The 16,923-nt window shown below is 71.6% G+C and carries 1 protein-coding gene; it reads right to left on the bottom strand.

The genetic code is table 11. From position 1 onward, the window contains the following. Nucleotides 1-148 precede the first annotated feature (148 nt). The gene (locus IEY60_RS19635) at nt 149-16,867 is read right to left on the bottom strand and encodes a non-ribosomal peptide synthetase (RefSeq protein WP_189030354.1); all 16,719 of its coding nucleotides are present in this window, start codon (nt 16,865-16,867) and stop codon (nt 149-151) included. Between the last annotated feature and the right edge of the window lie 56 nt (nt 16,868-16,923).

Raw genomic sequence — 16,923 nt, 5'->3', positions numbered from 1 at the left:
CCGGGAGTGCCGACGAATCAATTTCGCACCTTCGCTTCGTTTCGAATGGGTTGCACCACGCCAGAACCCTACGGGTTACCAGGCCGCTACAACAGTAGGAATCGTTACAACAGCGCGGTCACATCATGCCTCACCAGCCACACCGATGTCATCGGGCCCCGGCTTCCCGGTCACCCGCATCGAGCAGCTCCGCCAGGCGCGGCCCGATTTCGGCCAGCGCTTGCGGTGAGGTCATCTGATCATGCACCACCGCGACCGGCCGATCGCGCACTTCGCCGTCGACATACGGCGCCCAATTCCGCGCCGCCGTTTCGTGTCCGAGCGCGCTGAAGTACTCCAGCCTGCCCCGGAACACCGCGGGCCGGTGCTCGGCGATCAGCTCGGCCGAGCGCACCGCGCTGCGGTAGATCCGGCGCACCCGTTCCGGGGTGAGCACGGCCATGTTGGCCGGGATGATCGCGTGCAGCGCGGCCAGCCCGTCCTCGCTGAGCTCGCGCACGCCCGCGGCGGGCAGTGCCGCGCCCAGGTCGACGCCGAGTTCGGCGAGCGCGTCGCGGACCGCGGTGTGGAAATCGGGAACGTCGATGTCGGGGTGCGAGTCGAGCATCGCCAGCAGCGAGACCCGCTCCCCCGCCGCCTGCAGCTCGGTGGCGACGGCGTGCGCGAGCACACCGCCCAGCGACCAGCCCATCAGCCGGTACGGACCGTGCGGCTGCTCGGCCCTGATCTCGGCGACATAGCGGCGAGCCATCTCGGTGAGCGTGCCGGGCAGGTAGCCCGCCTCGCTCAGCGCGGGCGACTGCAGGCCGAAGATCGGCCGCCGCGCCGGAATGTACTGGGCCAGACCGGCATAACACCAGGACAGGCCGTACATCGGGTGCACGCAGAACAGCGGGCCGCCCGCTTCGGTGCCGTGCGGCACCCGGTTGCGGATGGGCAGCAGCACGCCGAGGGCGTCGTCGGATTCGAGGTCGTAGTCGCCGGCGCCGGACTGGGTGGCGTCGATGCGGGCGGCCAGCGCGGCGACCGTGGCATCGGTGAAGAACCACTGCACCCGCACCTCGGCGCCAACCCTGGTCCGCAGCCTGCTGATCGCCTTGGTGGCAACCAGCGAGTTACCGCCGAGCTCGAAGAAGTCGTCGTCGAGGCCGACCTTCCCCGCGCCGAGCACCTCCGCGTACACCTCGGCGACCGCGCGCTGCAGCGGCGTCGTCGGCGGCCGGTAGGGGCGGGTGGTGACCGCGGGCACCGGCAGCGCGTTACGGTCGAGCTTGCCGCTCGCGTTGAGCGGCAGCGACTTCAGCGTCACCAGGGTCGAGGGCACCATGTACGACGGCAGCGCCGCGCGGGCATGGGCGAGCAGGGCCGTCTCGTCGAGGCCGTTGCTGCTCTCGATCGAGTAACCGGCGGCGGGAGTCTCCGGCTTTCCGTGCTCGGCAGGCACCACATAGCCGACGAGCCGGTCACCGGTCGGGCCGTGGACGAGAGCGACGGCGGCGTGCCGGACATCCGGGTGGTCGCGCAGCACGGCCTCGACCTCACCGAGCTCGATCCGCTGACCACGCAGCTTCACCTGGAAGTCGCTGCGCCCCAGGTACTCCAGCTCCTGTTCGGCGGTCCAGCGGACCACGTCGCCGGTGCGGTAGAGCCTGCCGCCACCGGGATGGGCCACGAACCGCTCGGCGGTCAGCGCGGGTGCGCCGAGGTAGCCGCGCGCCAGCTGCACGCCTTCCAGATACAGCTCGCCCGCGGTGCCGGGCGGTACCGGCCGCAGCTGACGATCGAGCACGTGCACGCGGGTGTTGGCGACGGGCGCGCCGATCGGAATGCTCACGACGGCACCGGCTTCGGCCTGCGCCGCGGTGACGACGGTCGCCTCGGCCGGGCCGTACCAGTTGATCAGCTCGACACCGGGCAGCGCCTGCGCGAACCGCCGTGCGGTCGAGGCCGACAGCGCCTCACCGGCGGCGAATACCCTGCGCAGCGCGGGGAACTCGGCGTCGCGGCCGTCGGCGAGGAAGGCGTCGAGCATGGACGGCACGAAATGCACCGTGGTGACGGCACGTTCGGCGAGCACCCGGGCCAGGTAGGCCGGATCGCGGTGGCCGTCGGGTTCGGCGATCACCACGGTCGCGCCGGTCTGCAACGGCCACAACAGCTCCCAGGTGGAGATGTCGAAGGTGACCGGTGTCTTGTGCAGCACCACGTCGCCGGGACCGTGCGGGTAGGTGCGCTGCGCCCAGCGGAACTGGGCGACCAGCTGACGGTGGGTGAGCATGACGCCCTTGGGCGTGCCGGTGGAGCCGGACGTATGGATGACGTAGGCCAGGTTGTCCGGCTGCGGCACGGCCATCGGCACCGGCGCGGCCGTACCCAGGTTGTCGATCTCGACGACGGGAACGGCTGCGGCGGTGGTGAATCCGGTGCCGCCGGTGGTGAGCACGCAGACGGGAGCGGCCGCGACCAGCACCCGCTCGGTGCGCTCGGCCGGATGATCCGGGTCGACCGGCACGTAGGCGGCGCCGGTGCGCAGCACCGCGTAGATCGCGGTCACCAGGTCGATGCCGCGCCGCATCGCGACCGCGACCAGCGCCTCGGGACCCGCGCCCTCGGCGCGCAGCGCGGCGGCAAGCGCACGGACCCTGGCATCGAATTCGCCGTAGGTGAGCGCGGTGTCGCCGTCGACGAGCGCGACGGCCTCGGGCGACTTCATCACCTGCGCGTCGAACAGGGACAGCAGGGTCGACTCGTCGAGCAGCTCCGGCGCGTCGGTGGCATTGACCGCGGACAGGGTCGCGCGTTCCTCGGCGAGCAGCACGTCGATCTCGGCGATCCGCGCGTGCGGCGACCTGGTGAAGCGGGCCAGCAGCATCGAGAAGCGTCGCGCCAGCGCGGTCGCGGTGTCCTCGCCGAACACGTCGCGCAGGTACTTCACCGAGACGCGCAGTTGTCCGTCGGCCACGACCTGCACGGTCAGCGGGTAATGGGTGCCGTTGGTGGCGTCCATTCCGGTGACGGCGGCCGATCCGGTGGCGGCCTGGGCGAGGCCCTCCCGGTCGACCGGGAACGACTCGAACACGACCAGCGAGTCGAACAGGGCCTCGATGCCCGCGATCTCCTGGATCTCGCCGAGCCCGAGGTAGTGGTGATCGAGCAGCGCGGCCTGATCGTCCTGCAGCTTGCGCAGCAGTTCGGCGACGGTGTCGCCGGGCCGCACCCGCACCCGGACCGGGATGGCGTTGAGGAACAGGCCGACCATGCGTTCCACGCCGTCGAGCGCGGCGGGCCTGCCGGAGACGGTGGCGCCGAACACGACGTCGTCGCGGTCGACCAGGCGCGCGATGAGCACGGCCCACGCGGCCTGGACCACGGTGTTCACCGTGACGCCGAGGCCCGCGGCGAGTTCGCTCAGCGCGGCGGTGTCGGCCTGCGACAGCGCGAAACCGGTTTCGCCTGTTCCCGTGGCGATCTCGCGACCCTGGTCGACCGGGGCCAGCGGAGTCGGCTCGGCGAGACCGGTGAGCGCGGACCGCCAGGCCTGGCGCGCGGCCTCGGGATCCTGTTCGACCAGCCAGGCCAGGTAGTCGCGATACGGCGCGGGCTTGGGCAGGCGCCGGGTGCGCGGACCGACCGCGTAGGCGGTGAGCAGTTCCTGCAGCAGCAGCGGGGTCGACCAGCCGTCGATCAGGATGTGATGGCTGGTGACCAGCAGGTGCGCGGTGTCCGGTGTGCGCACCAGGGTGAAGCGCAGCAGGGGCGCGACGGCCATGTCGAAGTGCGCGGCGACGTCGGCAGCCTTGATCCGCTGGTAGGACGCGGCGTCGGCGTCGATGACCTGCCACGGCACGTCGATGTCGTCGAGCACCACCTGCAGCGGGGTGCCCGCGGCATCGGTGGCGAAGGCGACGCGCAGGTTGTCGTGCCGGTCGAGCACCGTCTGCGCGGCGCGGTGCAGTCGCTCGGCGTCGACGGCCGGGTCCAGGTCGAGGACGAACTGGGTGATGTAGGGATCGACCGAGTTCTCCGCGAGCAGCGCGTGGAACAGCATGCCGGACTGCAACGGCGTCACCGGCCACACGTCGCTGAGCAGCGGGTAGCGCCGGGCGAGCCGGCCGAGTTCGGTCTGGCCCAGGCGCACCAGCGGGAAGTCCGACGGGGTGAATCCGCCTGCGCCGGGGCGCAATCCGTGTTCGGCCAGACCACCGAGCGCGCGGATCCAGTGTTCGGCGAAGGTCTTGACCGCGTCGGCGGTGAGTACCGCGGTGGCGTAGTCGAAGCGGGCGACCATGCCGTCGTCGGTGGCATCGACGGTGAGCGCGAGGGCCAGGTCGTCGGCGGTGCCGTCGGTGTGCACCTTGGCCGGACGCAGATCGCGGAAGCGCACCGCGAACCGGCCGCGGTCGAGTGCGCGCACACTGTCGGCGGCCTCGACGTCGAGGTAGCGCAGCAGACCGAAGCCGGCACCGTGCGCGGGCACCGTCCTGCGCTGTTCCTTGATCTGGGCCAGCGCGATACCGGCGGCCGGACCGCCGACGAGCGCGTCGGCGATGTCGACACCCTCGAGGCGCAGCGCCAGCGGGTAGTCGGTGGTGAACCCGCCGACGACGTTCTCCGCGTCGGGCCTGCCGAGCACGCGCTGGTCGGCGCGCAGCCGGACCACGGTGCCGATCGCCCGCGCGACGGCGGAGTCGGCCGCGGTGGACAGGGCGAGCGCGGCGGCGGTGAGCAGCACCTCGTCGACCGTGGCGCGGTAGGCCTCGGCGACCGTGCTGACAGCTGCGGTGCCCTCGCCGGTGATGCTCAGCGAGACCCGGTTGCGCTGGCGCAGATCGGCGGATTCGGCTGCCCTGGAACGGATCGCGCGATGCCAGTACTCGCGTTCGGTGCGGGCGCGGGCCGAGGACGGGTAGTCGGCGAGCCTGCGCACGAGGTCGCCGAGCCCGGCATCGGGGGCGGCGGGGGCGGCGTGGCGGCCGCGGCTCCAGGCGGTGGTCAGCTGGTCGACGACCGTACGCCACGACGCCTCGTCCAGGACGAGGGCATTGGCGACCACGACCAGGGTGGAACCGCTCTCGCCGTTGCCGGTGAGCACGAAGTGGATATTGCGGCCCTCGTCCGGATCGAGCGCCGCGGCGGCCGCAGCGACGATATCGTCGACCGGCAGCGAGGACTCACCATCGGTGGCGTCCAGTTTGCGGAAAGCGTCGCCGGTCCGCTCATCCTGCGAGGGAATCACCAAAACCGGTGTGGCACCGGAGCGGTCGAGTACCGCCCACAGCATCGGATGCTGGTTCATCACGGCGTGGGCGACGTCGGCGACCGCCTCGTCGGAACAGTCCGCGGGCACGTCGAGCAGCACCGCCCGGGGTTCGACCGCGCTCTCCCCCGACTCGATCAGCTGGGCCGCGGTGGCGGTCAGCGGCAGAGCGGCGGGCCGTGTGCCCGCGTCGAGAGTGACGTCGGCGCGCTCGGCGAGCGCACCGACGGTGCGAGCGTCGAACAGATCGCGCGGGCGCAGCACCACGCCTGCCGCCGCGGCCCGGGAGACCACCTGGATGGCGGTGATGCTGTCGCCACCGAGGGCGAAGAAGTCGTCGTCGAGGCCGACCCGGTCGTGGCCGAGGACCTCGCCGATCACCCGGGCGACGACGCGTTCGGCCGCGGTGCGCGGCGGCCGGTGCTCGCTGCGAGCGGTGACCGGGTCCGGCAGTGCGCGCCGGTCCAGTTTGCCGACGGGGGTCAGCGGGAGTTCGTCGAGGACGACGATCGCGGCGGGCACCATGTAGTCGGGCAGTACCCGCGCGGCCAGCGCGGTGAGTTCGGCCGGGTCGAGCCGCTCCCCCGGTTCGGCGAGAACGTAGGACACCAGCATGGTCGCGCCGGCGCCGTTGTCGCGGCCGAGGGTGGTGACCCAGGAGACGCCGGGTGCGGCGGCCAGGACGGCGTCGATCTCGCCGAGTTCGATCCGCAGGCCGCGGATCTTCACCTGGAAATCGTTGCGGCCCACGAACTCCAGGACGTCACCGTGACGGCGGACGAGGTCGCCGGTGCGGTAGAGGCGGGCGCCTTCGGGGCCATAGGGATCTGCCACGAAGCGGGCCGCCGTCAGACCGAAGCGGCGGTGGTAGCCGCGGGCCAGCTGAATGCCGCCCAGGTACAGCTCGCCGGTGACGCCTTCGGGGACCGGGCACAGCCGCTCGTCGAGGACCAGCGCGCGGATGCCACGGATCGGACCGCCCATGTGCACTGCCGCGCCCGGCTCCAGCGGGTCGCTGATGCATGTCATGATGGTGGTCTCGGTGGGGCCGTAGCCGTTGTGGAACTTGCGCTGCGGCAGGGTGTTCCAGCGTGCGACGAGATCGTCCGGCACGTGCTCGCCGCCGACGACCAGCGCGCGCAGGTCCGGCACACCGTCCGGGTCGAGCGTGGCGAGGACCGCGGGTGTGAGGAAGGTGTGTGTCACGCCTTCGGACCGGATGAGCTCGGCGAGCTCGGTCCCGCCGACCGATCCGGCGGGCGCCACCACGAGCGTGCCCGCGCCGCCGAGCGCCAGCAGCAGCTCGAGCATGGACGCGTCGAACGACGGCGAGGCGAAAGCCAGTGCGCGCGTGTCGGAATCGAGCCCGTAGCGCTGTTTCTGCTCGGCGCAGAAGTTGGCAAGGCCGGCATGGGTGACGACGACGCCCTTGGGCAGACCCGTCGAGCCGGAGGTGTAGATCATGTACGCGCCGGTGCCGGTGCGCGGCTGGGCGCGCAGCTCGATCTCGCGCAGGCCGACCGAGGCGAATCCCGCGACCTCGCCCATGAATTCCCGATCGTCGAGCACGACCCAGCCGCCGTCGCCGGGCAGGGTTGGCAGCCCGGTGAGTTCGGCGGTGAGGGTGATGCCGAAGAGCGCGCCCGAGTCCGCGACCATGTGGCTGATCCGCTCGGCCGGGTAGCCGGGATCGATCGGCACGATCAGCGCGCCGGTGCGGGCGATCGCCCAGACCGCCAGCACCGATTCGACCGAACGCCGGATCGCCACGGCGACAGCGACTTCCGGCCCTGCCCCGCGGGCGATGAGACCGCGGGCCAGCTGATTGGCCGCCGCGTCGAGCTGGGTGTAGGTGAAGCCACGGCCGTCGCCGCGCACGGCGACACCCGTCGGGTTGGCGCGCACGGCGGCGTCCATCAGCTGCGACAGCGTGCGTTCGGGTTCGGCGGGCGGGCCCGCGAAGGTGGTCTGCGCGGTGAACTCGGCGTCGTCGAGCAGGTCGACATCACCCACCGCGATCTCCGGATCGGCGACCAGTTCGGCGAGCACACGGGTGAACCGCGCACCGAAGGCCTGCACCGTCGACTCGTCGAACAGGTCTGTGGCATAGGTGAATTCGGCGTGCATGCCGCCGTGGTCCGGCCGTTCGCGCACGGTGAGCAGCAGGTCGAACTTGGCTTCGGCGGTGCGGGCGTCCAGCGCGCTCACCCCGATGCCGGGCAGTTCGAACGCGACCGGGGCGAGGTTCTCGAACGACAGCGCCACCTGGAACAGCGGATGTCTGCCCGCCGACCTGGCCGGCTGCACGGCCTCGACGACCCGCTCGAACGGGACATCGGCGTGCGCGAAGGCCCGCAGGTCGGTGTCGCGGGTCTGGCGCAGTAGCGCGGTGAACGGCTCGGCCTCGGCGATCCGGCTGCGCAACACCAGGGTGTTGACGAACATGCCGACGAGATCGTCGAGCTCACGGGCACCACGGCCCGCGATCGGGGTGCCGATCGCGACGTCGTCGGTGCCGCTGGTGCGGGCCAGTAGCACCGCCAGCGCGGCCTGCACGACCATGAACACGGTGACGCCCTCGGCGCGGGCGAGCCCGGCCAGGTCCGCGTGCAGCGTCGCGTCGATCTCGACGGTGCTGACGGCGCCGGCGAAGGACTGCACCGGCGGGCGCGGCCGGTCGGCGGGCAGCGCGATCTCCTCGGGCAGCCCCTCGAGTTCCGCGGTCCAGTACGCCAGCTGCGCGGCAGCCGTGGAGGCGGGATCGGCTTCGTCGCCGAGCGATTCCCGTTGCCACACCGCGTAATCCGCGTACTGGAGCGGCAACGGCGACCAGGCGGGTTCCGCGCCCTCGGTGCGGGCTGTGTAAGCCAGGACCAGGTCACGGGTGAGCGGGCCCATCGAGAACCCGTCGGCGGCGATGTGATGGGCGACGAACACCAGCACGTGGTCGTCTGCACCGAGACGCAGCAGCCGCAACCGCACCGGTGGTGCCGTGGTGACGTCGAACCCGGCGGCGACCGTGCGGCGCACCTCGTCCGTGAGCTCGTCAGCGGTGACCGGCACCGGCGTCAGGTCGATGTGCACCGCACCGGGCGCGACGATCTCCTGCACCGGTTCGGATTCAGAACCAGCGCCGTCGAGCACCGGGTAGCGGGTGCGCAGGACTTCGTGCCGGGCGAACAGATCGCCCACGGCGACGCTGAGGGCGGCCAGGTCCAGCGCGCCGGTGAGGCGGATCGCGGCGGGGATGTTGTAGACCGTGGCGTCGGGATCGAGCTGGTTGAGCAGCCACATCCGCTGCTGGGCCAGCGACAGCGGCAGTCGTTCCGGGCGCGGGCCTGCCATCGGCGGCAGCGCGGCGAGTTCGTCGGACCGGTGCACGCGCAGGGCGAGGTCGGAGACCGTCGGTGCCTCGAAGAGCAGGCGGACGCCGACTGCCCGGTCCAGTGCGGCGCCGATGCGGGCGGCTGCCCTGGTGGCGAGGAGGGAGTTGCCGCCGAGCGCGAAGAAGTCGTCGTCGGCGCCGACCGCGTCGACACCGAGGATCTCGGCGTAGACCCCGGCGACGAGCTGTTCGGTCGGTGTCGCGGGCGCCCGGAACGCGGCGGCCTCGAAGACCGGCGCGGGCAGCGCGGCCCGGTCCAGCTTGCCGTTGACCGTGCGCGGCAGTTCGTCGAGCACGACGAACACATCCGGAACCAGGTAGGCGGGCAGCTTGTCACGCAGCGCGGACTTCACCTGCGCCGCATCGAGTTCCGCACCGGCGAGGTAGGCGACGAGCCGATCCCCGAAGTGCGGATCGGTGCGCGCGAGCACTGCGGCTTGCGTGACCTCCGGCAGTCCGAGCAGGGCGACTTCGACCTCGCCCGGCTCGACCCGGAAACCACGGACCTTCACCTGGAAGTCGGTGCGGCCCAGGTAGTTCAGGGTGCCGTCGCCGTTGCGGGCGACCAGGTCGCCGGTGCGGTACATGCGGGCGCCCGGTTCGAAGGGGTCGGCGATGAAGCGTTCGGCGGTGAGTGCGGCCTTGCGCAGGTAGCCGCGGGCCAGCTGGACGCCGGCGAGATACAGCTCGCCCCGCACGCCAGGGGCGACGGGGCGCAGGCGCTCGTCGAGGACGTAGACGCGGCAGTTCCATTCGGGGGTGCCGATGGGCACGGTCAGCACGTCGGCGGTGGTGACCCGGTGGTCGGTGATCGAGACGGCGGCCTCGGTGGGGCCGTACAGGTTGTCGATCCTGGTGTCGGGCAGCGCGGTCAGCAGGCGCTGGGCGAGCGGGGCTGGTAGTGCCTCGCCGATGGCGAGAATGCGCCTCAGCGACTGCTCGACGGTGCGCGTCGCCGACTGGTGGCCTGCCTCCCAGTAGCCGGACAGCGCGTCCAGCAGCGACGGCACCGCGGTCAGCGTGGTGACCCCGGCGTCGGCGATGAGCGCGTCCAGGTAGGCGGGGTCGCGGTGTCCGTCGGGGGCGGCGATCACCAGGCGACCGCCGCAGACCGCCGCGGACCAGAACTCCCAGACCGACAGGTCGAAGGTGGCCGGGGTCTTGAGCAGGAACACGTCGGTGGCGTCGGTGCCGAATTCGCCACGCAGCCACTGCAACTGGTTGACCACGGCGGAGTGCGGCACGGCGACGCCCTTGGGGCGGCCGGTGGAGCCGGAGGTGAAGATGACGTAGGCCGTGTTCTCCGGGCGCAGGGGCGCGCGGCGGTCCGAGTCGGTGACCGGTGCCGGGTCGACGGACCGGAGCACCGGATGATCCACCCGGACCACCGGTGCGGCATCGGTGCGGAAACCGTTGCTGAGCACGCAGATCGGTGCGGCCGTGCCGAGGATGTAGTCGGTGCGGTCGGCGGGCTGGTCCGGATCGATCGGCACGTACGCGCCGCCGGATCGGGTCACCGCGAACATGGCGACGACGAGGTCGATCGAGCGCGGCAGCGCGAGCGCTACGAGGGATTCCGGGCCGACGCCCAGCGAGATCAGGTGGCGGGCAAGGCGGTTCACCCGCGCCTCGAACTCGGCGTAGGTGAGTTCGAGGCGTCCCTCGGGCAGGTCGGCGACCAGCGCGACGGACTCGGGGCGGGCCAGCGACGGGAGGCCGGCCAGCGTGCCACCGGGAGCGGAGAGATCCGCGGCACCGGTGGTGATCTCGGCGGCCCGTTCGGCGACGGTACGCAGGTCGACATCACCGACGACCACACCGGGCTCGCGCACCACCGCGTCCAGCAGCAGCGTGAGCCGATCGGCGAACGCTTCCACAGTGGCCGCGTCGAACAGGTCGGTGGCGTAGGTGAAGAAGCCCTCGATGCCGGTCGGCGCACCGTCGGCGTCGTAGCCGTCACCGACGATCAGATGCAGATCGAACTGTGAGACAGCCAGTTCCGCCGACACCGGCGCGATCCGCAGGCCCGGCAGTTCCAGCGCGGCGCGATCCACGTTCTGGAAGGACAGGCCCACCTGGAACAGCGGATGTCGTGCTGTGGAGCGCGGCGGATCGAGCACCTCGACAAGCCGCTCGAACGGCACGTCGGCGGCGGCGAACGCGGCCAGGTCGCTCGCGCGCTGGGCGGCAAGGAGATCGGTGAAGGCGGCATTGCCGTCGTAGCGGGTACGCAGCACGACGGTGTTGACGAACATGCCGATCAGGTCGTCGAGTTCGCGTTCACCGCGACCGGCGACCGGGGTGCCGACAGCCACATCGGCAGCAGCGGCCAACCGGGCCAGCAGCACGGCAAAGGCGGTGTGCAGCACCATGAACACCGTGGCGCCACTGTCCTGCGCGATCCGGGCGAGCCCGGCGTGGGTGGCCGCGTCGACCCGCACGGGCACCCGGCCGCCGGACAGCGAGGCAACGGCGGGACGCGGGCGATCGGCGGGCAGTTCCAACAGATCCGGCAGTCCGGACAATTCGTCGCGCCAGAACGAGATCTGCTTGGCGGCAGCGGAATCGGTGTCGGTCTCGTCGCCGAGCCGGTCCAATTGCCACAGCGCATAGTCGGCGTACTGCACCGGCAGGGTGGCCCAGCCGGGTGCATGGCCTTCGGTACGCGCCAGGTAGGCGGTGGTCATATCGCGCACCAACGGCGGCATCGACGAGGCGTCGGCGGCAATGTGGTGCACCACGACGGCCAGCACATACTCGGTGGGCGCGTCGGGCCCGGCGCCGGTGATGTCGAACAGCCGAACCCGGAGCGGGACCTCGGTGGTCACATCGAACGCGGTCGCGGCGAGCGCCGTGATCTGCTCGACGAACTCCCCCGCGACGCGGTGTACCGACACATCCAGGTCGACCCGCTCCACCGGCAGCACCTGCTGGATCGGCCCGTCACCGGTGTCGGGGTAGATCGTGCGCAGCACTTCGTGCCTGGCCAGCACGTCGCGCAGTGCGGCGCCGAGGGCGGCCACGTCCAGGCTGCCGGTCAGGCGCAGCGCGAACGGGAGGTTGTAGGCGGCGGCGCCGTCGCCACCGAAGCCCTGGTCGAACCGGTTGAGGAACCACATGCGCCGCTGGGCGGGCGAGAGCGGCAGCTCGGCCGGGCGGTCCAGTGTGCCGAGTCCACTGGTGGAGATCGTGTCGGCGTCGGGATCGAGCGCGGCGGCGAGGCCCGCGACGGTCGGGGTCTCGAACAGGGTGCGCACGGCGACCCGGCCGCCGGTGGCCGCGCCGAGGCGGGCGACCAGCTTGGTGGCGATCAGCGAGTTGCCGCCGAGGGCGAAGAAGTCGTCGTCGGCGCCGATGTCGCTGCGGCCGAGCACTTCTCCGAACAGTGCCGCGACCAATCGCTCCCGCTCGGTGCCCGGGGCACGGAAGGCACGCGCGGTGAAGTGCGGTGCGGGCAGCGCCTTGCGATCGAGCTTGCCGCTGGAGTTCAGCGGCAACGCGTCGAGCACGGTGACCGCGGCCGGAACCATATAGGCGGGCAGGGTTTTCGAGGCGAACGCCTGGAGCCGGTCCGGCTCCGCCGCATGGCCGGGGCTCGGCACGACATAGGCGACGAGCTGGTCACCGAGTTCGGTCGAAGCCACCAACGCGACTGCCTGGCTGACGGATTCGTGCGCCAACAGCGCGGTCTCGATCTCCCCGAGCTCGATCCGCTGACCGCGGAACTTCACCTGGAAGTCGATGCGGCCCAGGTAGTCCAGGCGATGCGGCGCGGTCGTGGTGGGACGGCGCCACACCACGAGATCGCCGGTGCGGTACATCCGCTTGCCCGCGTCGAACGGATCGGCGACGAAGCGGTCGGCGGTCAGACCCGGCCGCGCGACATAGCCGCGCGCGAGCTGATCGCCCGCGAGATAGAGCTCACCCGCGATACCGGGCGGCACCGGTCGCAGCCGCGAATCCAGCACGTAGACACGGGTATTCCACTGCGGCAGGCCGATCGGCACCGTGCGCTCGCCCGCGCGGGCAGGCCAGTAGGTCACCGAGACAGCGGCCTCGGTGGGGCCGTAGAGATTGTGCAGCCGGGCCGAGCTGACCGCGGCCATGGCGTCGACGGTCTCCGGCGGCAGTGCCTCGCCGATGACGAACACCTCGCGCAGCGACGGCATCGAGCCCGGCGCCGCATCAGATGCAGCCTGGGCCGCGAACACCGTGAGCATCGACGGCACGAAATCGGTGACGGTCACCCTGTGCCGATCGATCAGATCGATCAGATACGCCGGATCACGATGCCCGTCCGGGGTGGCGAGCACCAGCGTCGCGCCGACGCGCAGCGGCATGAAATAGCCCCACAGTGACACATCGAAGGTCGTCGCGGTCTTCTGCAGATACACATCACCCAGGGCCAGCGGGTATTTCGCCAGCATCCACACCAGCTGGTTGTGGATGGCCGCGTGCGAGATCGCGACGCCCTTGGGCTTGCCGGTGGAACCGGAGGTGAAGATGACGTAGGCCGGGTGATCGGCACGCAGCGGCGCGCGCAGCTCCGCCGGACGCACCGCATCGACGGGCACACCCCGGGTGTCGAGCTCGTCGAGCAACAGCAGCTCGGTGCCCGCCGGCACCGCCATCACCTCGGTGCTCACGACGGCGGCCGGGCGAGCGGTATCGAGGATGTAGGCGATGCGCTCGGCCGGATGATCCGGGTCCAGCGGCACGTACGCGCCACCCGCGGTGAGCACCGCGTACATGGCGACGACGAGTTCCGGCGAACGTCGAATCGCCAGGCCGACAAGCCCTTCCGGTCCGACACCGGCCTGGATCAGCAGCCGGGCCAGCGCATTGACCCGCTCGTCGAACTGCCGATAGGTCAGTTCGGTGCCCTCGTAGACGAGCGCGGTGGCGCCCGGATGTGCCTGAACCGCACGGCGATACGCGTCCAGCATCAGCTCCGGCGCCACCGGATGACCGGTCCCGTTCCAGGCGACCAGGGACTGTTCCCGCTCGGCCTGGGTGAGCAGGTCGATATCGGCGATCGCCACATCGGCGTCGGCGGCCACCGCGTCGAGCAGGTGGGTGAAGCGAGCGGCCAGCGTCTCGATCGACTCGGCGTCGAACAGATCGGTGGCGTAGTTGAAGGACGCGGCCATCGGCTCGGTCGGGTCGGCGCCGGGCACGATGGTCAGCTGGAGGTCGAAACGTGCCACCACGCCGTCGAATTCGACCGGCGTCGCGTCGAGGCCGGGCAGCCGCAGGTTCGGCAGATCCAGGTTCTGGAAGAACAGCGCGACCTGGAACAGCGGGTGGTGGGCCTGCGATCGGACCGGGTCGAGGAGTTCGACCAGACGCTCGAACGGCAGGTCGGCATTGCCGAAGGCGGCCAGGTCGGCGCGCTTGGTCTCGCGCAGCAGCTCGGCGAAGCTGGCCCGCTGGTCGATCCGCGAGCGCAGCACCAGGGTGTTGACGAACATGCCGATCAGGTCGTCGAGTTCGCGCGCGCCGCGCCCGGCGACGGGGGTCCCGATGGCGATGTCGTCGGTGTGCGCGAGCCTGCCGAGCAGCACCGCGAACGCGGCGTGCACGACCATGAACTCCGAAGCGCCGCTGCGCTGGGCCAGTGCGGCGATCGCGGCGTGGACCGACGCGGGGATCTGGAAGCCGAATTCGGCGCCGCGGCCGGTGAACACCGGCGGGCGCGGGCGATCGGTGGGCAGGTCGAGCCGGTCGGGCAGCCCGGCCAGCGCCTCGCGCCAGTGCGCGATCTGCGCGGCGGCGAGCGAATTCGGGTCGTCCTCGCTGCCGAGCAGTTCCCGGTGCCACAGCGTGTAGTCGGTGTACTGCACCGGCAGCGGCTGCCAGCTCGGCCGCGACCGGTTGCGGCGCGCGAGGTAGGCGCCGAGCAGGTCACGCAGCAGGGGCGCGACAGAAGCGCCGTCGGCGGTGATGTGGTGCAGCGCCACCGCGAGCACGTGGTCACGCGGGCCGAGTTCGGCCAGCGCCACCCGCAGCGGAACGCCCGCGGCGACGTCGAAGCCGGTGGCGGCGAATTCGCCCAGCCACAGCGGCAATTCGTCCTCGGTGAGCGAGTCGACCAGCACATCGGGCACCGCGTCGGCGATCGGCAGCACCACCTGGTGGCCGACGCCGTCGGCCACCGGGCCGTCGGGCGCTCCGCCGTCGTAGACCGGGTAGTAGGTGCGCAGGGATTCGTGCCGGTGCACCAGGTCGGTCAGCGCGGCGTGCAGGGCGCGCGCGTCGAACGGGCCTGCCAGCCGCAGCGCGAACGGGATGGTCTCGGCGGTGGAGTTCGGATCGAACTGGTTGAGGAACCACATCCGCCGCTGCGCGGGCGAGAGCGGGATCAGCGCGGGTCGCTCGCGGCGCGTCAGCGGGGCGTGCCCGCCCGCGCCCTTGAGCGGTTCGAGCAGCAGGGCAAGGCCCGCGACCGTCGGACTCTCGAAGACATGGCCGGCGGGCACCCGCGCCGACAGCTCGGCGCCGAGCCGGGCCGCGGCCTGGGTGGCCAGCAGCGAGTTGCCGCCGAGGGCGAAGAAGTCGTCGTCGGCGCCGACCGGACGCTCCGGCGCGAGCAGCTCGGTGAAGATGTACGCGACCAGTTCCTCCATCGCCCCCGACGGCGCACGGAACTCCTTGGCGCGCAAGGACGGTGCGGGCAGCGCGGCCCGGTCGAGCTTGCCGACGGGGGTCAGCGGGATGGTGTCGAGCACGGTCAGCGCGGTCGGCACCATGTGCGCGGGCAGCCCCGCCTTGGCGTGCGCGAGCAGCTGGTCGAGGTCGATCGTCGCGCCCGGCATCGCGTGCACGTAGGCGGCGAGAATCGTTGTGCCGTTGTCGAGATCGTGGCCGACGGTCACGGCGAAGTCGACACTGTCGTGCGCGGTGAGCACGGTGTCGATCTCGCCGAGCTCGATCCGGAAACCACGGACCTTCACCTGGAAGTCGTTGCGGCCGACGAACTCGACCGCACCGTCGGTGCGCCTGCGCACCAGGTCGCCCGTGCGGTACATGCGTCCACCGGCGGGATCGAACGGGTCGGTGACGAAACGGGATGCCGTCAGCGCCGGTCGCCCGTGATAGCCGCGGGCCAGCTCGTTGCCCGCGATGTACAGCTCGCCGATCATCCCGTCCGGCACCCGGACCAGGCGTTCGTCGAGCACGTATTCGGTGACCCCGCGCAGCGGCGGGCCGAAGTTCACGGCCGCGCCCGGCACCAGCGCGGCGCTGATGTTGGTCATGATGGTGGTCTCGGTCGGCCCATAGCCGTTGTGGAAATGCCGTGTGCCCGAGGGCAATTCGGTGGCCCAGCGGCGGACCATAGCGGGCGGGACGTCCTCGCCGCCGCTGGCGACCACGACCAGGTCGTCCAGCCCGGCCGGGTCCACCGAGGCGAGCGCGGCGGCGGTGATGAACATGTGCGTCACCGACTCGCGGCGCAGCACCTCGGCTAGCTCGGGCCCGCCGAAGATCCCGGCGGGCGCGATCACCATGGTCGCCGCGGCGCCGACCGCCATCAGCAGTTCGAGCACGGCGCCGTCGAATGAGGGCGAGGCGAAGTGCAAGGTCCGCGAGGTGTGCTCGATGCCGTAGAGCGCGCGCTGTTCGGCGCAGAATCCGGCCAGGCCCGCGTGGGTCACCACGACGCCCTTGGGCAGGCCGGTGGAGCCCGAGGTGTAGGTGATGTAGGCCGGGTGGGTCAGCCGCAGCGGGCGCACCCGGTCGGCGAAGGTCACCGGGTCGCCGGGCTGCTCCTCGGCGGCGCGGCGCACGGCCGGATCGTCGAGGCACAGCCAGTCGACGGTGCCGGGCAGCCGGTCCAGCGCGGCGCCGACCGCGAGACCGAGCACCGCGCCGGAATCGGCGAGCATGTGCGAGACCCGCGCGGGCGGGTAGTTCGGGTCGACAGGCAGGAAGGCGGCGCCGGTCTTGGTGATCGCCCACATGGCTAGCACCGACTCCGGCGAGCGCGGGATACCCAGGGCAACGATGTCCTCGGGACCGACACCGCGCGCGATCAGCAGCCGGGCCAGCCGGTTGGCGCGCTCGTCGAGCTCGGCATAGGTCCAGCGCACCGGTGCGGACACGCCGTCGTCCCAGGACAGCGCGAGGCCGCCCGGGTTGGATTCCACGGCGACGGACAACAGTTGCGGCAGCGACTTTCCGCGCTGCCGGGCCCGGGCGCCGGACGCCCTGCTGGCCCGGGTCACGCCCGTTCCCTCCGATCGACGGAGTCGACTAGCCGTTGCCCGGTCATGCGCACCTG

It is taken from the genome of Nocardia rhizosphaerihabitans, assembly GCF_014646295.1.
Lineage (GTDB): Bacteria > Actinomycetota > Actinomycetes > Mycobacteriales > Mycobacteriaceae > Nocardia > Nocardia rhizosphaerihabitans.
This window is presented reverse-complemented; position numbering and strand designations above follow the sequence as displayed.